We start from the raw sequence: 21,111 nt of genomic DNA, 5'->3' as shown, positions 1-21,111 counted from the left end.
GCTCTGGTCACTCGTCCGACGAAGGAGGGCTCATGAGCATGCATACGCTTTCGGTGCTGGTGGAGAACAAACCCGGCATCCTCGCGCGCGTCGCGGGGCTCTTCTCCCGCCGCGGCTTCAACATCGACTCGCTCGCCGTCGGCACGACGGAGCACCCCGAGATCTCCCGCATGACGATCGTCGTCAACGTCGAGGAACGCCCGCTCGAGCAGGTGACCAAGCAGCTCAACAAGCTGATCAACGTCATCAAGATCGTCGAGCTGGACCCGACGGCGTCGGTGCAGCGGGAGCTCGTCCTCATCAAGGTGCGCGCCGACCACGAGACGCGTTCGCAGGTCCTGGAGACGGTCGAACTCTTCCGCGCGCGGGTCATCGACGTGGCCCCGGACGCGGTGACCATCGAGGCGACCGGCAGCAAGGACAAGCTCGACGCCCTGATCAGGGTCCTCGAACCCTTCGGCGTCAAGGAACTCGTGCAATCGGGTGCGGTGGCCATCGGCCGCGGCGCCCGCTCCATCACCGACCGATCGCTGCGCGCCATCGAGCGCAGCGCTTGACCCGTTTTCGAAAGAGGTAAACACCAGTGGCTGAGATCTTCTATGACAAGGACGCGGACCTGAGCGTCATCCAGGACCGCCATGTCGCGGTACTCGGATACGGCAGCCAGGGCCACGCGCACGCGCTTTCGCTCCGTGACTCCGGTGTCGACGTGCGTGTCGGGTTGCCGAAGGAGTCCAAGAGCCGTGAGAAGGCCGAGAACGACGGCCTGCGCGTGGTCACGCCCGAGGAGGCGTGTGAAGAGGCCAACCTGACGATGGTGCTCATCCCCGACCACCTGCAGCGCGAGCTGTACGCCTCGGCGATCGCGCCGGCGCTGGTCGAGGGCGACGCGCTGTTCTTCGGCCACGGCCTCAACATCCGCTACGACCTCATCCAGCCGCCTGAGGGCGTCGACATCTGCATGGTCGCCCCCAAGGGCCCCGGTCACCTCGTGCGCCGCCAGTACACCGAGGGCCGCGGGGTCCCGGTGCTCGTCGCGGTCGAGCGGGACGCCACCGGCAACGCCTGGCCGCTCACCCTGTCGTACGCCAAGGCCATCGGCGGCACCCGGCCCGGCGCGCTCAAGACGACCTTCACCGAGGAGACCGAGACCGACCTGTTCGGCGAGCAGGCCGTACTCTGCGGCGGCGTGTCCGAGCTGATCAAGGCCGGCTTCCAGACGCTCGTCGACGCCGGCTACCAGCCGGAGGCCGCCTACTTCGAGTGCCTGCACGAGATGAAGCTGATCGTCGACCTCATGTACGAGGGCGGCCTGTCGAAGATGCGCTGGTCGATCTCGGACACCGCCGAGTTCGGCGACTACACCCGCGGCCGTCGCATCATCACCGAGGAGACCCGCGAGGAGATGCGCAAGATCCTCGGCGAGATCAAGGACGGCACCTTCGCCAAGGAGCTCGTGGAGGAGTTCGACGGCGGGAAGAAGAACTTCCTCAAGCGCCGCGAGGAGGAGCAGCACTCGGCGATCGAGGAGACCGGTGCCAAGCTCCGCCCGATGATGTCCTGGCTCCAGGACTGAGCACGGCCTTCCGATACGCCCCGGCGTGTGCGCTCGCACACACCGGGGCGTACGCGTCTACGGAACGTCGATGCCCACGTGTGTGCGGTGGTGCTCGGGAGTGTCGATCTCATCGAGCAGGGCGATCGCGAAGTCGGCGTAGGAGACACGGGAGGCCGCCTCCGCCGGGGCGGTCCGGTAGCGGCCGGTGCGACCCCCGTCGTGGTCGAAGTCGCCGGCCGGGCTCAGGACCAGCCAGTCCAGCGCGCCGGTGGCGGCTCTGAACACGTCGTTCCCGGCGGCATGGGCCAGGTAGAAGGCGCGGTATTCCTGTGGATAGCCGGCGGTGTCCATCAGGAGGACCCCGGACTCGGTCGGGAGGATCGATGCCAGACCGACCGTCACCAGCCTGTCCACGCCGGCTCGTGGCAGCCCGTCGACAAGGGCACGAGCGGCGGCGGCGAAGAAGACCTCGGGCGGCGCTCCCGCGTCGTAGACGGCGCTGATCGCGCCGTCGTGATCGTGCGCCGCCTCGGCGACGCTGCCGGCGTCGGTGACGTCCCCGGCGACCAGCCGTACGCCGTCCGTCGCCAGTCCGCCGTGCCCGGCCGGATCACGCACCACGGCGGTGACCTCATGCCCGCGCCGGCGAGCCTCCGCCACCGCCGCCCGGCCGGCCCTGCCGCCCGCGCCGAACACCACGATTCTGCTCATGCGTTCACCTCACGTCCGAGCCGGTGCGATCACCGGCCGATGCCCGGGACGCTAACCGGACCGGTGGTTACCTCGCGGATACCGGCTAGCGTGGGGCGCGTGACCAAGCCGCTGGATCCGGAGATGTTCGACCCGATCTGCCCGTCGGAGATGTTGCCGTTCCGCTTCGGCGACAAATGGGCAGGACTGATAATTCGCTGCCTGCAGGACGGACCACGACGCTTCTCCGAGCTACGGATCCCCCTGCGCGGCATCACCGCGAAGGTGCTCACCCAGTCGCTGCGGGCGCTCGAACGCGACGGAATGGTCAGGCGGACGGCCTACGCGGCGCCGGTGCGGCGGGTCGAGTACGAACTCACTCCGCTCGGCCGCAGCCTTCTCGCTCCCATGGAGGCCGCCTGCGCATGGGCGGAGCAGCACTGGGACGAGTTGCTCGACGCACGTGAGGCGTCCTCGCCGGCCGGTGGCGGGATCAGCGGCCCGGGAAGACCGGGTTGGTGAACGCGGCCATCGAGCCGTCCGGGTGGCGGACCTCCGCGCGCACGTACGCGGAGACGTGCGGCGTCGTACGCCAGGTGGCCGTGCCGGCCGGGCACTCGAAGACCTGACCCTCGTCGGTGAACAGGCGGATCACGCCCGCCGCCACGCCTTCGGTCCGTACGGACACGGTGACCGGGTCGCCCGGCTCCGCGCCCAGCCGCTCGCCGATGCCGGCGGTGCGCGAGCCCGCTGCGGCCTCGAAGGACATCGACACCGCGGACGACTCGGCGACGTAGAGGCGCCCGGCCCTGACCGCCGACAGGATGGCGCCGCGTTCGAGGTCCTCGGCGAGCACGACGTTCTGCGGCAGGACGATGACCTGGCCCTCCCTGTGCGAGTCGCTGTCGCCGACCGCCGGGACCCAGCGCCGCCCTTCGGCCGGCAGGCCGCTCCACAGCCGCAGGGACGCCTCGTCGCCCGAGGTCCACGGGCCGTTCCAGACCTCGATCGCGTCCACCTGGGAGTACCCGAACTTCCACTGGCCGCCGGCGAACGGGCCGAACGGGTGCGCGGCCACGGCCAGCGCGCCGTGCCGGTAAACCTCGTCCAGGAAGCGCGGGATCACTCCGTCGGCGGCGCGGTACCGCCAGTCGATCCAGGTTCCCGGCGGCAGCCCGAGCGCGGTGTAGTGGCCGTCGCGGGTGGTGACCTCCTCACCGTCGATGATCAGGAGGTCGTCGCGTGAGTGGTGGCCCCAGATCCCCGCCGCGCTGGAGGTGTTGTGCTCGGTCGAGACGATGAAGTCCAGGCCCGATCGGCGCGCCTCGGCCACGATCTGTTCCGGCGTCCACGCGCCGTCGGAGTGCACCGAGTGCAGGTGCATGTCCCCGCGGTACCAGGCGCGACCGCGTCCACGCGCCCGCGTCGGCGCGTGTGAGGGGACGAAGGCCGGTCCGGCTCGCCGAACCGCAGCGTCACCGCGACCGTCCAGCGACCGTACGGGTCCGCTCCTCGCCCGGCGCGGCGGGGGCGAAGGTCAGTGGATCCACCGTCACCGCGGCGCGCTACCGGCGTACGACGACGGCATCCATCTCGGTGAGGAATCCCTCGGTCTCCTCGTCGCCGAGGTGGGCGAAGACCGGGACGTCGCTCGTCGGCAGGTCCTGCATCGTCGCCTGGAGCAGCTCGTTGGCCAGCTGCGGGTCGGCGCCCTCGGCGACCATGACGTGCAGCATGATGCCCTCGACGCCGCTCGGCATGCGTACGTCGGAGATCCACACCCGCTCGACGTCCGGGTAGTCGGGGAGCCGGGTGGCGATCCCGTCCCGCAGGCTGGGCACCAGCTCGTGCTCGCTCGGCCGGAAGGCGACCTCGACGTCCTCGTCCACGCTCATGCCCTGGGCGATCAGGTAGCCCTGGATGTCGGTGAACGGGATGAGCGCGGCGTCGTCGCCCTCGGGGTCGACGACGATCGCGTCGACGTCACCGCTGCGCGCGATCTCCAGCAGCAAGGCGGCGTCGGCCTGCTGGAACGTCTCCTCGTCCTGCTTGTTGCCGTACGTCTCGGGGGAGGTGAACGCGGCGAGGACGACGCTCTCGTCCTCGAGCTGTCCGACGAGCACGGAGCCGTCGGGGTTGGACACTATGAGGACCCCGCCGTCGACCAGCGCGCCCAGGATCTGCTCGGGTTCACCACGCTGCGCGAGCACGTCGGCCAGCTTCGCGTTTCCATTCGCCATGCGCTTGACCCTAGTGCGTGGACGGGACTGCGCGGGGCACCTACGAGTGAGGGGCACCGGGCGTTCATTTGACTCACGGAACGCGACGGGTCCGTCGCTAGACTCGGCCGCGGCGGGGGCTCGACGGTGTCTCGCGCCACGCCCCCGTACGGGCAGCCTACGCAAGGGAGACGTACGTTGAGCAAGCCTGTGGTCCTCGTCGCCGAGGAGCTCTCGCCCGCCGGTCTCGCCCTGCTCGAGGGCGACTTCGAGGTGCGCCGCACCGACGGCGCCGACCGCGAGGGGCTGCTGGCCGCCGTCACCGACGTGGACGCGGTCATCGTGCGCAGCGCCACCCGGATCGACGCCGGCGTGTTCGCGGTGGCCAGGCGGCTGCGGGTGGTCGCACGCGCGGGCGTCGGCCTCGACAACGTCGACGTCGAGGCGGCGACCAAGGCCGGCGTCATGGTCGTCAACGCGCCGACCTCCAACATCGTGACGGCCGCCGAGCACGCCGTCGCCCTGCTGCTGGCCACCGCGCGCAACGTTCCACAGGGACACTCGGCGCTGAAGCAGGGGGAGTGGAAGCGCTCGAAGTACACCGGCGTCGAACTGGCTGAAAAGACCGTCGGCGTGCTCGGCCTCGGCCGCATCGGCGTGCTCGTCGCCAAGCGGCTCGCCGCCTTCGACATGAAGGTGATCGCCTACGACCCGTACGTCCAGGCGCCGCGCGCCGCCCAGCTCGGGGTGCGGCTCGTCTCCTTGGACGAGCTGCTGCGCGAGAGCGACTTCATCACCGTGCACCTGCCCAAGAACAAGGAGACGCTCGGTCTGATCGGCGACCGTGAGCTGCACCTGGTCAAGCCCTCGGTGCGGCTCGTCAACGCCGCGCGCGGGGGCATCATCGACGAGAACGCCCTCGACCTGGCGCTGAAGGAGAAACGCGTCGCCGGCGCCGGCATCGACGTCTTCACCAGCGAGCCCTGCACCGACAGTCCGCTGTTCCACCACGACAACGTCGTGGTCACCCCGCACCTGGGCGCGAGCACGCACGAGGCGCAGGAGAAGGCCGGCACACAGGTCGCCCGTTCGGTGTTCCTGGCGCTGTCCGGCGAGTTCGTGCCCGACGCGGTCAACGTGCGCGGCGGCGGTGTCGTCGCCGAGGAGGTCAAGCCCGGCCTGCCCCTCGCCGAAAAGCTCGGCCGCGTCTTCACCGCGCTCGCGGGCGGCGTCCCGGCCCGCCTCGAGGTCGAGGTGCGCGGCGAGATCGCGCACCACGATGTGAAGGTCCTCGAACTCGCCGCGCTCAAGGGCGCGTTCACCGACGTCGTCGAGGACGCGGTGACCTATGTCAACGCGCCGTTGCTGTCCCGCGACCGCGGCGTCGAGGTGACGCTGACCACGAGCGAGGACAGCCCCGACTGGCGCAACCTCATCACCGTCCGCGGCACGATGGCCGACGGCGGCATCGTGTCGGTGTCCGGGACTCTCACGGGCCCCAAGCACGCCGAGCGTCTCGTCGAGGTCAACGGCTACGCGATGGAGATCGCGCCGACCGCGCACATGGCGTTCTTCACCTACATCGACCGGCCGGGCATCGTCGGGATGGTGGGCCGGCTGCTGGGCGACGCCGGCGTCAACATCGCGGGTATGCAGGTCGGCCGGCACAAAAAGGGCGGCAAGGCGCTTATCGCATTGACCGTCGATTCCGCACTCGGGCCGGACCTGACCGACGCGATCACGGCGGAGATCGGCGCTGAACAGGGACGTCGCGTCGATCTGGAGGACTGAGCCGGTCGCCTGCCGTCTCACCTGGTGGGATTTCTGACCGCGAGGCGAGACTTCGGCGTCGGGGCCGAGGTAGCGTGGAAATCAATATGCGGCGCTACGTATACATCCTTAGCAGCCGCGGCGGGGTCTGATCCCTCGGGCAGACCGGCGACCCGCCGCGGAGTCAGCCGCTGGTCCCAAGTCCCGATCGCCCTGATGTCAACATCACGGAGACGAATCCCATGGACTCGATGTACGTGTCGAAGCCTGCAGAAGACGCCGCCGAAGAAGCCACCCGGGCCGTCCAGATCGCCTTGGATCGCCGCGACAACGGTGGCGCCGCCAGCAAGTAACAGCCGCCGCCCGGCGCTTGGACGGATTCTCACGTGCCGTCCAGGCGCCGAGTGCCGTCCCGATGAGCCCGCGCGCCGCCGTGGCCCGGTCAGATCGCGTTGATCGCCGCGGGCGCCCGCTCCGTCCGGGTCAACGCTCGCAGCACCGCCGTCTGGCCGTGCCGCCGCACGGCGAGCCGGGCCAGCAGCATGAGCACGGGGTCGAAGACGCCGTGCGGGAGCTCTCGCGTGGCGAGCCCCACGCTGACGGCCAGGTCGTCCAGGTGCACGACGAGTTCCAGCGTCCGCGTGGTGAGGAAGTCGCCGAGCCTGAGCGCCCAGCCCGTCTGCGGCAAGAACACCACCTGATCGTCCGGATGCCCCGCGAGCCTGGTCCGTTGCCCGGCGAGTGCGGCGCCCGCGCGTTCCCGCAGCGGCCGCGCCCCCTCGGACGCGATGTCCTCACCCTTCGCGCGGATGCCGGCGTTGACGTCCCCGTCCAGCGGTGTGCCGATCCATTCGGCACGCGCGTAGTGTTCCAGCAGCGGAATCGGTGCCTGTCTTGACGCGGGCCCGTCCAGCGCGGACCCGACACTGAGGATCTGGTAGGCCAGGTGCCCCGCAAGGCCGCTGACCGTCATCTCCGCCAGCGCGCTGGGCCGTTCCCACGTCGCGGCGATCTCCGGCCGCCCGAGTAGGTCTACCGCCTCGCCGGCGGCGGCCAGGTACGCGTCCTTGACACTCACGAAGTCCTCCGTTGTCGCGTTTTTCGCCGGTAGATGTCCGAAAGTATGCGCATGACGTCGTTTTCGCCACTCGCCCGGCAGGATCTCCGACGTCAGCATGACGGGTGTGGAAAAGCAGGCACGACTCGGTGCGAGCCCGATCCCGCTGCGACCGGGCAAGGCGCGGCAGTGGTGGCCGGCGGGGCTGGCGGTGGCGGCGGTCGGGTGGGGCGCGCAGCAGTTCGCGCCCTTGCTGCTCCTCTACCAGGCGAGGCTCCATCTGTCGGCGACGGTCACCCAGGCGACGTTCGGCCTCTACATCTTCGGCTTGATCCCCGGACTGCTGCTGGGCGGCCCGTTCTCGGACCGGTACGGCCGCCGCCGGGTGATGGCCCCGACGCTGGTCGCGTCCGCCGCCGCCACCGTCCTGCTGATGTCCGGTGGGGCAGGGGTCGGCGGGCTGTTCGCCGGGCGGTTGCTCGCCGGTGTGGCCAGCGGCGCGGCCTTCAGCTCGGGCGCGGCCTGGATCAAGGAGCTCTCCGCGGCCGGCTCACCCGGCGGCGGAGGCCACGCTCCGCGGCGGATCACCGTGGCGATGAGTGCCGGTTTCGGGCTCGGGCCGCTGGTCGCCGGTGTCCTGGCCCAGTGGGCGCCGGCACCGACCGTCCTGCCGTACCTGCCTCACTTGGGTCTGGCGGCCGTCGCCCTTCCGGCGGTGCTCCGCACCCCGGAGACCCGTGTCCCGGACGTCCAGGACGGCCTGCTGCGGCAACTGCGCGTCCCCGAGGCCGGCGACCGCCGCTTCCGCAGGGTCGTGGTGCCGCTCGCGCCGTGGGTGTTCGGCTCGGTGGCGGTGGCCATGGCCTACCTGCCCTGGGTGGTCAAGGACCGCCTGGCGGGGTACACGGTGGTGTTCAGCGCGGCGGTGACGCTGCTGACCGCGTTCGCCGGCATCTTCGTGCAGCCGCTGGCACGCCGGGTCGACGTCCCCGGCAGGCCACGCCTTCTCGCGACGTCGATGGCGATCGTGGTGGCCGGAACGCTGATCGCCGCCCTGGCCGCGGCGGTCGTGCAGCCGGTGCTCGTGGTGGTGGCCGCGCTGGTGCTCGGCGCGGGCTACGGCTGCTGCCAGGTGTGCGGCCTGATCGAGGTGCAGCGCCTGGCGGGGCCCGGCCACCTGGCCGGGCTGACCGCGGTCTACCAGGCGGTGTCCTACCTCGGCCTGGTCGTCTCCCTCCCGCTCGCCGCCGCGACTCAGGCCGTGCCGGCGGGCGTCCTCCTGCTCGTCGTGGCCGCGCTCGCGGCCCTCACGCTGGCGTGGACGGCCGCCCAGGCGCGAGAACCCGGCGAGGCACGGCTCGCGGACGACCTGCCGGAGCGCCGGGCCGCCTCATGATCCGTCGCGGAACGTGCGGCGGTAGGTGTCGGGCGGCACTCCGATGACGCGGCTGAAGTGCCGTCGCAGGGTGGCGGCGGTCCCCATCCCGGTATGCGCGGCGACCAGCTCGACGCTGTCGCCGGTGGTCTCCAGCAGCTCCTGTGCCCGGTGGATCCGCTGGGTCAGCAGCCACTGCAGCGGGGTCGTCCCGGTCACGGCGTTGAAGTGCCGGGCCAGGTTGCGGGCGCTCATGTTCGCCCGGCGCGCCAGGTCCTCGACCGTGAGCGGCCGGTCCAGCCGGGCGATCGCCCAGGGGAGCAGGTCCGAGAGCGCGTGCTCCCGGCCGTTCGGCACCGGGGTGGGAATGAACTGCGCCTGGCCGCCGGGCCGGTGCGGAGGCACGACGAGGCGGCGTGCCAGGTCGTTGGCGACCGCCATGCCGTGATCGAGCCGGACGATGTGCAGGCACAGATCCATCCCGGAGGCCTTGCCCGCCGCGGTGAGGACCTGGCCCTCGTCGATGTAGAGCACCTCGGGATCGACCCGCACCCGGGGATACCGTGCCGCGAGAAGGCCGGCATGCATCCAGTGCGTGGTGGCACGCCGGCCGTCGAGCAGCCCGGCCGCGGCCAGGACGAACGCCCCGGTGCAGATGGAGACCACCCGCGCCCCGCGATCGTAGGCCGCGCGTACGGCCTGGACCAGGTCGGCTGGCGGCTCCTCGTCGACGTCACGGCAGGCCGGCACGATGACGGTGCCGGCGGAGGCGAGCTCGTCGAGGCCGCTGGGCGCCTCCACCCGGAACCACCCGCCGACCCGTACGGTGCCGGCGCCGCAGACGGTGAAGTCGTACCAGGGGTCGGCGAGCCCGCGGTCCACCCCGAACACCTCGCAGACCGAGGCGACCTCGAAGATCGTGATCCCGTCGTGGACGGCGAGTGCGACCGAACGCATGTCCGAAAGTGTACGCATCATGGCGTTCCGGACAAGGTCAGTGGGCCTCCGCGCACTTCGGGCACGGCGCCTCGACGTACCGGATGGGGGCGCGGTCGGTGTCGCACTCGACGTGGGCGACCGCGCCGACGCCGAAGCAGTCGGCGCACATGCCCGCACCCGCGACCATCCGGCGTACGGCGATCTGCCTGCGGGTCGGCGGCAGGCCGCGGACGATCTCGTCCACCTCGTGTTCTTCGCAGTCGATGTGGACATGCCCCGACCCGTGGCACTGCGGGCACTCGCCCACACGCAGCACCTGCGGCGGCCGGCCGTCGAGTGTGACCAGCTCACCGACCTCGAGGCACATGTCGCACGGTGTCAGTACGCCCCCGAACGTCTCATCGTCATCACGCACGATTCGCCGCCGCGGATGGGATGCCGCCTTGTCCGTCACCCATCACCGCCACCTCCTCGTTCAGCGTCCACAGGGGTGTTTCTCGCGTCAAGACCCGGCGCGGGGTGGAGTGAGATTCGGCGGGCGTGTCAGAGCGCCTCGACGGCCAAAGCGATGGCGCCGATGAGCGGAGCGTCGTCGATGAAGCGCGCGGCCACCACCGGAGGCGGGAACGGGACCGCGCGCCTGATGGCACCTTCGATGGCGGGCAGGAACGCGGTGGCCATGCCGCCGCCGACCACGACGCGCTCGGGGTCCAGGAACGTCGCCAGGTTGGCGACCGTCATCCCGATCGTGGCGGCGGCGTCGTCCAGCAGGCTGGCGACGGCGGGCTGGTGCCGGCTCGCCGCCAGGTCGACGGCGGTGACCGACCGGCGGAGCAGGGTGGTGCCCCGTGCGGCCAGGCCGCTGCCGGAGGTGTACTCCTCCAGCGGCGCGTGCCCGTGGGCGTACCCGGGCTCGCCCGGCTCACGGAGCAGGTAGCCGATCTCGCCCGCGGCGCCGTGCACGCCGGGGATGACACGGCCGCCGACGATGAGGGCGGCGCCGGTGCCGGTGCCAAGGTTGATGTAGAGGCCGACGTCCGTACTCGCGAGGGCGCCCCAGTCGAGCTCGGCGGTGGCGGCCGCGTTGACGTCGTTGTCGACGTTCAGCGCGGACACGCCGAGACCGTCGCGGAGCAGCGCGGGCAGGGGCAGGTCCTCCCATCCGGGCACGTTGGGCGCGAGGTGCACGCGGCCGTCCCGTACGACGCCGAACGTCGAGACGCCCGCGGCCAGGAGACGGCCGGGGGCCGTGCCGGCCAGCCGGTGCGCGGCGGCCACGGTCCGCCGCATGACCTCCTCCGCGCCGTCGGCGGCGCGCGTCTCGATGCGGGTGGCACGCAGTCGCTCACCGGCCGTCGTGGCGGTCGCGAGGGCGATCTTCGTCCCCCCGAAGTCGATTCCGAGGACGAAGCCGGCCGGGTCGTCAGGTGCCATGGACGGCCTCCCCGGTGTTCTCCAGGAAGGACTCCCGGATCTCCTTGGGGCCGAACGGCCAGGTGTGTTCGGCGCGCGCCCAGACCAGGAAGGCGATGCCGCCGGCCGCCAGCCACGCGAGGGACAGCAGGATGTGGTCGATGCCCGCCGACTTGTAGATGTAGAGCCAGCCGGCCAGCGCGACGATGCTGGGCAGCGGGTACAGCCACATCTTGTACGGGCGGGGCAGGCCCGGCTGCCGTCGGCGCAGCACGGTCAGCGCGACCACCTGGGCGACCGACTGGATGAGCACGAAGACCGCGGTGAGCATGCTGATCACGTCGGTGAGCGTGAAGAGGCTGCCGATCGCCGTGATGACCCCCATCGCGAACAGCCCGGCGGTCGGGAACCTCAGCCGGGGGTGCAACCGCCCGAACCAGGACAGGAACACCTTGTCCCGCGCGGCGTTGTACGGCACGCGTGAGCCGCCCAGCAGCCCGGCGAAGACCGAGGCGAACGCGGTGATGATGATCCCGACGGTGAAGATCTGCGCGGTGCCCTTGCCCCACGCCTTCTCCAGGACGAGCGAGGCGACCGAGCTGGAGTGCTCGGCCTGCTGCCAGGGCACGACGCCGAGCACGCCGACCTGGAGCAGGAAGTACAGCCCCATGATCCCGAGGATCGCGAAGACGATCGAACGGGGGATCACCCGGCCCGGATCCTTGATCTCGGCGCCGAGATAGGCGCTGGTGTTGTAGCCGAGGTAGTCGTAGATGGCGATGACCAGGCCCGCGCCCAGCCCGGTGAAGAACTTCGAGCCCCCGTTCGCGGGGAAGGTGAAGGCCAGGTGGGGGCTGAAGTGCGTGAAGGCCGCGAAGATCACGCCCAGCACGGAGATCAGCATCACCACGAAGAAGACGGAGGTCAGCCGGCCGATGTCGCCGATCCGGCGGTACAGCGCGACGATCACGAGCACGACGACGCCGATGGCGACCAGGTGGCCCGGCGTGGACAGACCACTGCCGTGGACGAGCGTCGGCCACAGGTACCCCGCGTACTGCACGAGTCCGATGACACCGGTCGACATGATCAGCGGGATGAACAGCACCGCGGACCAGACGAACAGGAAGGGCATGAGCCGCCCGGTGCGGTACTGGAACGCCTCACGGAGATAGAGATAGCTCCCGCCGGCGCCGGGCATCGCGGCGCCGAGCTCCGCCCAGACCAGGCCGTCGGTGATCGCGATGATCGCGCCGACCACCCAGCCGAACATCGCCTGCGGCCCTTCCATCGTCGCGATCATGACGGGGATGGTGACGAACGGCCCGATGCCGCACATCTGCGTCATGTTCACGGTGGTGGCCTGGAACAGGCCGAGGCGGCGCTCGAACGTCGGCGCTGTGGGACTCGCCATGGAAGCTCTCCGTTCGCGGGGGAGACGGGAAAGGCCATACCCAGGGGAAACGCTCTCCATCAAAGGTAAGGGAGACTCCCTAACAAATGAACCGGCTGGCCCGAAATGCCGTGAAAACAGCTCAGGCGCGGCCGTTCGCGGTCCGCACCGCCAGGGCGACCGCGCCGATCAGCGGGGCGTCGTCGATGAAGCGCGCCGCCTCGACCGGAGGCGGGAAGGGGACCGCGCCGGCGATGGCGGCCCGCAGCGCGGGCAGGAACGCGCCGGCCATGCCGCCCCCGACGACGACGCGTTCGGGGTCGAGGAAGGTGGCGAGGTTGGCCACCGTCATGCCGACCTCGCCGGCGGCGTCCTCCAGCAGCGCGGCGACCGCGGGCTCCTCCCGGCGCTCGAACAGGCCGGCCGCCGCGACCGGCTCGCCGAGCAGCTCAGAGCCGCGCGCGGCGAGCCCGCTGCCGGAGGTGTGCTCCTCCAGCGGCGCACGCCCGGAGGCGTAGGCGGGCTCACCCGGTGTGCGGAGGAAGTAGCCGATCTCCCCGGCCGCACCGTGCGTCCCGGGGATCACCCGGCCTCCGACGACGAGGGCCGCGCCGGTGCCCGTACCCAGGTTGACGTACAGGCCGACGTCGGTGCCGGCGAGACCACCCCAGTGCAGCTCGGCGGTCGCGGCGGCGTTCACGTCGTTGTCCACGTCCAGGGCGGACACGCCGAGGCCGTCGCGCAGGATCGCGGGCAGCGGCAGGTCCTCCCAGCCGGGGACGTTCGGCGCGAGGCGCACCCGGCCGCCCCGCACCACCCCGAACGTCGAGACCCCGGCCGCCACGAGGCGGCCGGGGGTGGCGGCGACGAGGGCGTTCGCGGCGTCGAGGGCCCGCCGCAGGACCGCCTCGGCCCCCTCCGGGGCGCGGGTCTCGATCCGCGTACCGCGCAGGCGTTCGCCGGAGGTGGTCGCGGTCGCGAGCGCGATCTTGGTACCGCCGAAGTCGATGCCCAGGACCAGGCTCACCGAGCGGCTCCCGGCCGTCCCTTGCGCGCGAGCGAGTCGATCGCGACGGCGAGCGCCAGCACGCTCGCGGTCACCATGAAGCGCACCGAGGAGTCGACGTTGAGCAGGAGCATTCCGTTGGTGATCGACTGGATGACCAGGATGCCCAGCAGCGCGGCGTACGTGCGCCCGCGCCCGCCGAACAGGCTCGTACCCCCGATCACGGCCGCGGCGATCGCGTTGAGCAGGATGTCGCTGCCACCGGAGCTCTGGTTGACCGCGACGAGGCGGCTCGCGGCGAGGATGCCGCCCGCCGCCGCGAGGCTGGAGGCCGCCACGAACGCCGTGACCCGTACCGCGGTGACGTTGATGCCGGCGCGCCGTGCCGCCTCGGGGTTGCCGCCCACGGCGTAGATCCACCGGCCGCCGACCGTGTGCCGCAGCACCAGGTCCAGCGCCACGACCAGCGCCCCGAAGATGACCAGGGTCAGCGGCACCCCGCGGTCGCCGTTCAGCACCGCCACGGTGACGCACAGGACCACGGCGAGCCCGCCGATCCGTACGACCGCCCAGGTCAACACCTGGACCGGCAGCCCGGCGGCGGCACGCGCGCGCCGTGAGACCAGCGCCGAGCCGCCGTACACCCCGACGATCACGATGGCGGTCACCCAGCTCAGTACCGGCGGCAGCCACGAGTCGCTCATCTTCGCGATCGCCCCGTCGAAGGGCAGGTTGATCGTGCCCTCCTTGCCGAGCAGGTAGAGCAGCAGTCCCTGCCAGCCGATCAGGCCGGCCAGCGTGACCACGAAGGACGGCATCCCCAGCTTGGTGAACATCAGCCCGTGCACCAGGCCGATCACCGCGGCGATGGCGATCGCGGCCACGACCGACAGCAGGGGGTTCAGGCCGTGCTCGACATTGAAGATCGTCATGAGCACGGCGCTCAGCCCGCTGACCGAACCGACCGACAGGTCGATCTCGCCGAGGAGCAGCACCATGATGACGCCGAGCGAGATCGTCCCGGTGGCGGCCATCTGCAGCGCGAGGTTGGTGAGGTTCTCCGCCGACAGGAAGTGGTCGTTGAGCGTCCCGAAGACGATCGCGATCACCACGAGCCCGGCGATCACCGGCAGCGGCCCGAGGTCACCGCGGGCGAGGCGGTCCCCGGCCGAGCGCAGTACGGCGCCGGGCTCGGCGCGGTCCGGTGCGCGCGTCACTGAGGCCATGTCGGGTCCTCCAGACCGGTGATGGCGGCCACGATCGCTCCCTGCGAGGTGTCCGCGGTACGGAAGTCGCCCGCGTTACGGCCCAGGCGCAGCACCACGATGCGGTCGCTGACGGCACGGACGTCGGCCAGGTTGTGAGAGATGACCATGACCGCGAGGCCACGATCTCGCAGCCGTTTGACCAGGTCCAGCACCTGGGCGGTCTGCTCGACCCCCAGCGCCGCGGTGGGCTCGTCCAGGATGACGAGCCGCGGTTCGCCGAGCAGCGCACGGGTGATCGCCACCGACTGCCGCTGGCCGCCGGACAGGGCCGCGACCGGCGCCGAGATGTCGCGGATCCGGACGTCGAGGGAGGTCAGCAGGTCACGGGCGCGGCGCTCCATCCGGATGCCGCGCATCAGCGACCACCTGCGCTCCTCGGAGCCGAGGAACAGGTTGCCGACCACGTCGAGGTTCTCGCAGAGCGCGAGATCCTGGTAGACGGTGGAGATGCCGAGGGCCTGCGCGTCGTGCGGCCGGTTGATCCGCACCGTACGGCCCTCGAACTCCAGCGTCCCCGAGTCCGGCGTGATCACGCCGGAGACGACCTTGACGAGGGTCGACTTGCCCGCGCCGTTGTCGCCGACCAGCGCGACCACCTCGCCCGCCTCCACGCTCAGGTCCACCCCGTCGAGGGCCTGGACGGCGCCGTACCGCTTGGAGACGCCGCTGACCTGGAGCGTCACCGGACGCCTCCTGCGTGGCGGCCCTGTCCATCGGGGCGGGGAGGGAATGTGGCATGGTCGGGCACTTTTGTCTCCCGGTTCTGTCGGTGTGAGTCGGTGGTCCGGTCGGCGGGGTTCCCAAGGTGGGGCCGGCACTGTTCCGCCGGTCTGATACCTCGCCGGCGGTCCCGCATCAGTCGCCGCACGGCGGGGGCTACCTCGTCCCAGTGGGGTGGTCGCTGGGGACATCCCCGCCTTCAGGCGAGGGAGGATGTCATTTGATCCCCGCGCTCGCGCACGCGGCGGCGATCTTGCCGGTGCAGATCTTGGCGGCCGTGTAGAAGCCGTCCTTGATGATCGTGGACTGGATCTTGTCCTTGGTGACCGCGGTCGGGTCGAGCAGGAACGCCGGGATGTCCGCGCTGCCGTTGTTGACCTTCGTGGGTGCGGCCGGGTGCTGGCCGCGGCCCAGCGCGACCGCCAGCTCGGCGGACTTCTCGGCCTGCTGCCTGATGTTGAGGTAGATCGTCATGTACTGCTCGCCGGTGATGATCCGCTGGACCGCCCCGACCTCGGCGTCCTGCCCGGTGATCGGGGGCAGTGTCTTGTAGCCGGCGCGCTTCATCGCGGCGATCGCGCCGCCGGCCATGCCGTCGTTGGCCGAGAGCACGCCCACGACGTTGTCCCGGCCGAGCGCCGTGATGGCCTGTTCGGTCTCCTGCTGCGCCTTGTCGGGGCTCCAGTCGGGAGTGTCGAACTCCCTGCCGATCTGGACCTTGCCGTCCAGGACGCTGTGCGCGCCCTTCTTGTAGTCGCCCGAGCTCGGGTCGGTGGGCGCGCCGTTGAGCATGATGATCTTGCCCTTGGCCGTCGTGCCACGCGCGTTCATCGCGTCGAGCAGTGCCTGCCCCTGCATCTGGCCGACCCGCACGTTGTTGAACGAGACGTAGTACGCGTAGTCGATGCCGGTGATCAGCCGGTCGTAGGCGATGACCGGGATGTTGCGCTGCCGCGCGTGGTTGACCTGCGGCGCGACCGCCTTGGCGTCGACGGCGTCGAGGGCCAGGACGTCGGCCCCCTGGGTGATCGCCGACTCGACCTGGGACTGCTGCTTGGCGGCGTCCTGGTCGGCGTTGTTGTAGAGGATCTTGCAGGCCGGGCAGAGCGCCTTGACCTTCGCCTCGAACAGCGGCCGGTCGAAGGCCTCATAACGCGTCGTCTTGGATTCGGGGAGGAAGAGCGCGATCGTCGGTGACTTCTCACCGCCCTTCGCGGAGTCGTTCTTCTTACCGGATCCACAGCCTGCGGCGACGAGTGCCACCGCGACGGGTATCACGAGCCATCCTCTGCGCATGGGATGTCCACCTTCTTCCTGGTGTCCGCCCGCGGACCGTGACGGCCCGCGATCCAGGGTTCCCCCGAGCTACCCTGGGGAGAAATGTAAGGGAGGGTCCCTAACGAATCAATACGCGCAACCCGGACCGTCTCGTGATATGCCAACCTGTGACATCGGCGTGGGAGGGGACGCGTGTCGACCGAACTTGGTGGGACGGGGAGTGTGAATCCCACCGCGAACACCACAAGCGTGTTGCGGATCATGAACGAGCGGGCCGTCTACGAGCGGATCCGTGTGCTGGGCCCGGTCTCGCGACCCCAGCTCGCGGCCGCGACCGGTCTGTCGAAGCCGACGATCTCGCTCGCCCTGGCCGACCTCGAGCGCGCGGGGCTGGTCCTCTCCGTGGGGCATCGCACCGGGAACGCGGGACGCGCCGCGCTGCTGTACGAGATCCGGCCCGAGGCCGGCTGGGTGATCGGCCTCGACGTCGGGCGTGAGTGGATTCGCGCCGCGCTGGTCGACCTGAGCGGCGAGATCGCCGTACGCGAGGACGTCCCGGCCCAGGCGGGGAGCGCGACCGCGCTGATCGGCAGGCTCGGCCGGATCGTCGACGACCTCGCCGCCGCGGCCGGCGGGGAGATCACCAACATCGTCCTGGGCACACCGGGCGTGCACGACGTCGGCAACCGGCGCCTGCACCTCGCACCCAACCTGCCCGGCTGGGACCAGCCCGGCGTGATCGGGCGCCTCGCCGAGCGGCTGCCGGTCCCGTTCGCGATCGAGAACGACATCGCGCTGGCCGCGCTGGGGGAGCAGGGGTACGGGCTCGGCGCGGGTCTGCGGCACTTCGTCTACGTCTCGATCGGCACCGGCATCGGCATGGGGATCATCATCGACGGCGAGCTCTACCGCGGCGCGCGCGGCGCGGCCGGTGAGATCGCGTTCCTGCCGATGGGGGAGACCGACCCGCTCGCGAACACCCCGGGCACCAGGCGGCACGGCATGTTCGAGTCCGTCGCGTCGGCTCCCGGCGTGGTCGCGACCGCGCAGCGTCTCGGCATGGAGGGGCAGATCACCGCCAAGCGTGTCTTCGACGAGGCACGGGACGGCGACCCCGTCGCGGTGCGCGCGGTCGCGCACGAGACCGACCACGTGGCACGCGCTCTGGCCGGAGTGGTGGCCCTGCTCGACCCCGAGCTCGTCGTGCTGGGCGGCGGCATCGGTGGTCACGGCGCGGACGTCCTGCTCGGAGCGGTACGCGAACGGCTGGAGACGACCACGCCACTGGGACCGCCGCGGGTCGAGGTCTCACCTCTCGGTGACGACGCCGTCGTGCTCGGGGCCCTCGCGACCGGCCTGGCCACCGCGCGTGCCCTGGTCTTCGACCGCGCGATCGCCGGCGCGGAACCCGCCTGATCGAGGTTCATGGGGTGAGACGAGTGTTCAGGCGCTGAGACGCTCCGCTAGGGTACGTAAATGGCTTCCCGCAGCATCAGGCTCGCCGTGGTCCCAGGTGACGGCATCGGCCCCGAGGTCGTGGCGGAAGGGCTGAAGGTCCTCGACGCGCTCGGGCTCACGATCGAGCAGACGGTGTACGAACTGGGCGCGACCTACTGGCACAAGACGGGCGAGGCGCTGCCCGACGCGACGCTGGAGGAGATCCGCGGCCACGACGCGATCCTGCTGGGCGCCGTGGGCGACCCGAGCGTGCCGAGCGGCGTCCTCGAGCGCGGGCTCCTGCTCAAGCTGCGGTTCGAGCTCGACCACTACATCAACCTGCGCCCCGTCCGCCTCTACCCGGGTGTGGCCACTCCTCTGGCCGGCGTGCGGTCCGAGGACATCGACATGATGGTCGTCCGTGAGGGCACCGAGGGCCCGTACGCCGGAGCGGGTGGCGTCCTGCGGCGCGGCACCCCCCAGGAGATCGCCACCCAGGAGAGCGTCAACACCGCCTTCGGCGTCGAGCGCACCGTCCGGTACGCCTTCGAGCTCGCCGCCCGGCGGCCGCGCAAGAAGCTCACCCTCGTCCACAAGAACAACGTGCTGGTCTATGCCGGTGACCTGTGGTCGCGTACCGTCGATGCCGTGGCCCAGGAGTTTCCCGACATCGAGGTCGACTACTGCCATGTCGACGCCGCCACCATGTTCTTCGTCAGCCAGCCGCAGCGCTTCGACGTGATCGTCACCGACAACCTGTTCGGCGACATCATCACCGACCTGGGCGCCGCGGTGGCCGGCGGCATCGGCCTGGCCGCGAGCGGCAACCTCAACCCCTCCGGCAGCGCGCCGAGCATGTTCGAGCCGGTGCACGGCAGCGCGCCCGACATCGCAGGGCAGGGCAAGGCCGACCCCACGGCCACCGTCCTGTCCGTCGGGCTCCTCCTGGACCATCTGGGATTCACCACGGAGGCGCGTCGCGTGGAGCAGGCGGTCGCCGACGACATCATCGAACGCCAGGGCGCATGGGCCGCGCGTTCGACGCAGGAGGCCGGCGACGACCTCGCCGAGCGAGTAACCGGCTAGGGCGCGCCTTCCTCCCAAGGAACATCTCCGGGCGCGCCCCACGGCGCGCCCTTTCTGCGTTGCCGTGACCGAGGAGATACTAGGACGTCAAAGTAAGACAATGATGGGTAAGCGTGGCGACGCGGCCGCGCCGCGAGAGGACCGCAGATGAACAACACCTTTGATATCCAGCTATCCGGGCACCGCAGCTCGGCCGAGGAGCGTCAGCGCCTGCTGGAGAACCCCGGATTCGGCCAGGTCTTCACCGATCACATGATCACCATCAGCTGGACCGAAGAGGACGGCTGGCACGACGCGCGCCTTGAGCCGTACGGGCCGCTGACGCTCGACCCGGCGACCGCGGTCTTCCACTACGCGCAGGAGCTGTTCGAAGGTCTGAAGGCGTACCGGCAGGCGGACGGGTCGATCGTGACCTTCCGCCCGTACGCCAACGCGGCCCGTTTCAACAGCTCGTGTGAGCGGATGGCGATGCCGCCGTTGCCCGAGGAGCTGTTCGTCCGCTCGCTCGAGCTCCTGGTCGACACGGACCGTGACTGGGTCCCCACTCACGAGGGACACAGCCTCTACCTGCGCCCCTTCATGATCGCGACGCAGCGTGGGCTCGGCGTGAACAGCCCTTCGTCGTCGTTCAAATTCATCGTCATCGCCTCGCCCTCGGGCGCGTACTTCACCGGCGGCATCAAGCCGGTCTCGGTGTGGCTGTCGGAGGAGTACACGCGCGCCGCCCCCGGCGGCACCGGAACGGCCAAGTGCGGCGGCAACTACGCCGCGGCCTTCGTCGCCCAGGCCCAGGCGGTCCGCGAGGGCTGCGACCAGGTCGTCTGGCTCGACGCCAACGAGCACCGGTGGGTCGAGGAGATGGGGGGCATGAACCTCTTCTTCGTCCACGGGTCGGGCTCGGACGCCCGCATCGTGACCCCTGCCCTGACCGGCACGCTGCTGCCCGGCATCACGCGTGACTCTCTGCTGCAACTCGCTCCCGACCTGGGATTTCCCGCGTCCGAAGGCCGGATCTCGACCGACGAGTGGCGCGCCGGGTGCGCCTCGGGAGAGCTGACCGAGGTCTTCGCCTGCGGTACGGCTGCGGTGATCACCCCGGTCGGACGGGTCAAGGGCGCCGGCGGCGAGTGGACGGTCGGCTCCGGCGAGCCGGGCCCGGTGACCATGCGCCTGCGCGAGGAGCTCGTCGGCATCCAGTACGGCGAGCGCCCCGACCCGTACGGCTGGATCCACAAGACCGGCTGAGCTCAGCCACCCAGGACGGACGTGTCGAGGGTGAGGCTCCACGGGTCGGGCAGCTCGAGCGGCTCACCCAGCCTCACCTCGACCTTCCGGCCGTACCCCTTCTCGCCGGGTCGGCTGAGCAGCCTTACCCGGCCGGAGAAGGTGTCGACCACGAGATAGAGCGGCACCCCGCCGCGTGCGGATCCACGCGGCTTGACCTCGTGATCGTCATGGCTGCTGTTCTTGGAGACCACCTCGACGACGAGCAGCGTGTCCTGGCCGAAGACATGATCGTTACCCCAGAGCTTCGGATCTGGCGGTACGACCAGGATGTCCGGCCGGTAGCGGCCGAGCTGCGGGCCGAGGAAGAGCGCGACGTCGTTCCAGGCTTCCCAGCCTCGCTCCATCATCACGGGAATGAGCTGAAGCAGCAGGCGGTAGATCAGCTTGGCGTGTTCCGTGGTGGGCACTTCTCTCACCACGATCCGGTCGTCGATGAGCTCGACCTTGCGGTCAGGACACTGATCGCTGAGTTGTTGGTAGCGCTCCTCGAGTGAGGTGCCCTCACCTGTCTCCGTGTCCATCGGCATCTCCGGCACAGTGGACATGGTGCCATCATCTCCTCCGGATTCTCCATCCTCGGTGTCCGTTCGATGACAGAAAGTAGCGAACACGGAG

21 protein-coding genes are annotated in these 21,111 nt (G+C 70.6%); 8 read left to right on the top strand and 13 right to left on the bottom strand.

The features are described from left to right. Positions 1-32: 32 nt before the first annotated feature. Positions 33-557, top strand: a complete 525-nt coding sequence (gene ilvN, locus FB559_RS04085; protein WP_141953407.1) for an acetolactate synthase small subunit — start codon at positions 33-35, stop codon at positions 555-557. Positions 558-592: 35 nt separating this feature from the next. Continuing rightward, complete coding sequence (ilvC, locus tag FB559_RS04080) at positions 593-1,576, top strand: ketol-acid reductoisomerase (RefSeq protein ID WP_141961494.1); 984 nt, start codon at positions 593-595, stop codon at positions 1,574-1,576. 57 nt (positions 1,577-1,633) lie between these two features. On the opposite strand, the gene FB559_RS04075 is transcribed toward ilvC, so the two are convergent. Next, the gene (locus FB559_RS04075; RefSeq protein WP_141953404.1) at positions 1,634-2,269 is read right to left on the bottom strand and encodes an NAD(P)-dependent oxidoreductase; all 636 of its coding nucleotides are present in this window, start codon (positions 2,267-2,269) and stop codon (positions 1,634-1,636) included. A gap of 99 nt (positions 2,270-2,368) precedes the next feature. Here FB559_RS04075 and FB559_RS04070 point away from each other — a divergent pair, with 99 nt between their 5' ends. Next, on the top strand, positions 2,369-2,770 hold the full coding sequence (locus FB559_RS04070; protein ID WP_141953402.1) for a winged helix-turn-helix transcriptional regulator: 402 nt from the start codon (positions 2,369-2,371) through the stop codon (positions 2,768-2,770). Here the strand turns inward: FB559_RS04070 and FB559_RS04065 are convergent. Continuing rightward, positions 2,742-3,632 (bottom strand): CehA/McbA family metallohydrolase, encoded by an 891-nt coding sequence (locus tag FB559_RS04065; protein WP_141953400.1) that lies wholly within the window; start codon positions 3,630-3,632, stop codon positions 2,742-2,744. The two genes, FB559_RS04070 and FB559_RS04065, sit on opposite strands and share 29 nt — an antisense overlap. Before the next feature lie 181 nt (positions 3,633-3,813). Then, the gene (locus tag FB559_RS04060; RefSeq protein WP_141953397.1) at positions 3,814-4,488 is read right to left on the bottom strand and encodes an SseB family protein; all 675 of its coding nucleotides are present in this window, start codon (positions 4,486-4,488) and stop codon (positions 3,814-3,816) included. Between the two features lie 177 nt (positions 4,489-4,665). On the opposite strand from FB559_RS04060, the gene serA reads away from it, so the two are divergent. Beyond that, the gene (gene serA / locus FB559_RS04055) at positions 4,666-6,258 is read left to right on the top strand and encodes a phosphoglycerate dehydrogenase (RefSeq protein WP_141953395.1); all 1,593 of its coding nucleotides are present in this window, start codon (positions 4,666-4,668) and stop codon (positions 6,256-6,258) included. Between the two features lie 421 nt (positions 6,259-6,679). On the opposite strand, the gene FB559_RS04050 is transcribed toward serA, so the two are convergent. Beyond that, complete coding sequence (locus FB559_RS04050; RefSeq protein ID WP_246121342.1) at positions 6,680-7,315, bottom strand: maleylpyruvate isomerase N-terminal domain-containing protein; 636 nt, start codon at positions 7,313-7,315, stop codon at positions 6,680-6,682. A gap of 97 nt (positions 7,316-7,412) precedes the next feature. Here FB559_RS04050 and FB559_RS04045 point away from each other — a divergent pair, with 97 nt between their 5' ends. Beyond that, a complete protein-coding gene (locus FB559_RS04045; RefSeq protein WP_141953390.1) occupies positions 7,413-8,690 on the top strand; it encodes an MFS transporter in 1,278 nt (425 codons plus the stop codon). Here the strand turns inward: FB559_RS04045 and FB559_RS04040 are convergent. The 8 genes from FB559_RS04040 to FB559_RS04005 all read right to left on the bottom strand — a co-directional run bounded on the left by FB559_RS04040 (position 8,685) and on the right by FB559_RS04005 (position 16,704). Then, the gene (locus FB559_RS04040) at positions 8,685-9,626 is read right to left on the bottom strand and encodes a helix-turn-helix domain-containing protein (protein ID WP_141953388.1); all 942 of its coding nucleotides are present in this window, start codon (positions 9,624-9,626) and stop codon (positions 8,685-8,687) included. The genes FB559_RS04045 and FB559_RS04040 overlap by 6 nt on opposite strands. A gap of 37 nt (positions 9,627-9,663) precedes the next feature. After that, positions 9,664-10,023 (bottom strand): hypothetical protein, encoded by a 360-nt coding sequence (locus FB559_RS04035; RefSeq protein ID WP_141953386.1) that lies wholly within the window; start codon positions 10,021-10,023, stop codon positions 9,664-9,666. A gap of 128 nt (positions 10,024-10,151) precedes the next feature. Then, positions 10,152-11,042, bottom strand: coding sequence for an ROK family protein (locus FB559_RS04030; protein WP_141953383.1), 891 nt, complete (start codon positions 11,040-11,042; stop codon positions 10,152-10,154). Further along, a complete protein-coding gene (locus tag FB559_RS04025; RefSeq protein ID WP_141953381.1) occupies positions 11,032-12,435 on the bottom strand; it encodes an APC family permease in 1,404 nt (467 codons plus the stop codon). The genes FB559_RS04030 and FB559_RS04025 overlap by 11 nt, the downstream gene beginning before the upstream one ends. Before the next feature lie 121 nt (positions 12,436-12,556). Further along, positions 12,557-13,441: an ROK family protein gene (locus FB559_RS04020; RefSeq protein ID WP_141953379.1), complete on the bottom strand. Its 885-nt coding sequence runs from the start codon at positions 13,439-13,441 to the stop codon at positions 12,557-12,559. After that, positions 13,438-14,646 carry a sugar ABC transporter permease gene (locus FB559_RS04015; protein WP_141953376.1) on the bottom strand — a complete coding sequence of 403 codons (1,209 nt, stop codon included), beginning with the start codon at positions 14,644-14,646 and terminating at the stop codon, positions 13,438-13,440. Before FB559_RS04015 ends, FB559_RS04020 begins: the two co-directional genes overlap by 4 nt. Beyond that, complete coding sequence (locus FB559_RS04010) at positions 14,634-15,371, bottom strand: ATP-binding cassette domain-containing protein (protein WP_246121341.1); 738 nt, start codon at positions 15,369-15,371, stop codon at positions 14,634-14,636. The genes FB559_RS04015 and FB559_RS04010 overlap by 13 nt, the downstream gene beginning before the upstream one ends. A gap of 253 nt (positions 15,372-15,624) precedes the next feature. Beyond that, positions 15,625-16,704, bottom strand: a complete 1,080-nt coding sequence (locus FB559_RS04005) for a sugar ABC transporter substrate-binding protein (protein WP_141953372.1) — start codon at positions 16,702-16,704, stop codon at positions 15,625-15,627. A 231-nt stretch (positions 16,705-16,935) separates the two neighbouring features. On the opposite strand from FB559_RS04005, the gene FB559_RS04000 reads away from it, so the two are divergent. The 3 genes from FB559_RS04000 (at position 16,936) to FB559_RS03990 (ending at position 20,454) form a co-directional block, all read left to right on the top strand. Next, positions 16,936-18,102: an ROK family transcriptional regulator gene (locus FB559_RS04000; RefSeq protein WP_221639884.1), complete on the top strand. Its 1,167-nt coding sequence runs from the start codon at positions 16,936-16,938 to the stop codon at positions 18,100-18,102. A 60-nt stretch (positions 18,103-18,162) separates the two neighbouring features. Further along, complete coding sequence (locus tag FB559_RS03995; RefSeq protein ID WP_141953369.1) at positions 18,163-19,209, top strand: 3-isopropylmalate dehydrogenase; 1,047 nt, start codon at positions 18,163-18,165, stop codon at positions 19,207-19,209. A 147-nt stretch (positions 19,210-19,356) separates the two neighbouring features. Next, entirely contained in the window at positions 19,357-20,454 is a 1,098-nt protein-coding gene (locus tag FB559_RS03990; RefSeq protein ID WP_141953367.1) for a branched-chain amino acid aminotransferase, read from the top strand. 2 nt (positions 20,455-20,456) lie between these two features. Here FB559_RS03990 and FB559_RS03985 read toward each other — a convergent pair whose 3' ends face one another. Beyond that, positions 20,457-21,041 (bottom strand): Uma2 family endonuclease, encoded by a 585-nt coding sequence (locus FB559_RS03985; RefSeq protein WP_185792029.1) that lies wholly within the window; start codon positions 21,039-21,041, stop codon positions 20,457-20,459. Between the last annotated feature and the right edge of the window lie 70 nt (positions 21,042-21,111).

Origin of the sequence: Actinoallomurus bryophytorum (assembly GCF_006716425.1) — a bacterium.
GTDB lineage: Bacteria > Actinomycetota > Actinomycetes > Streptosporangiales > Streptosporangiaceae > Actinoallomurus > Actinoallomurus bryophytorum.
The sequence above is the reverse complement of the archived record's forward strand: the minus strand, read 5'-3'. Positions and strand labels throughout refer to the sequence as shown.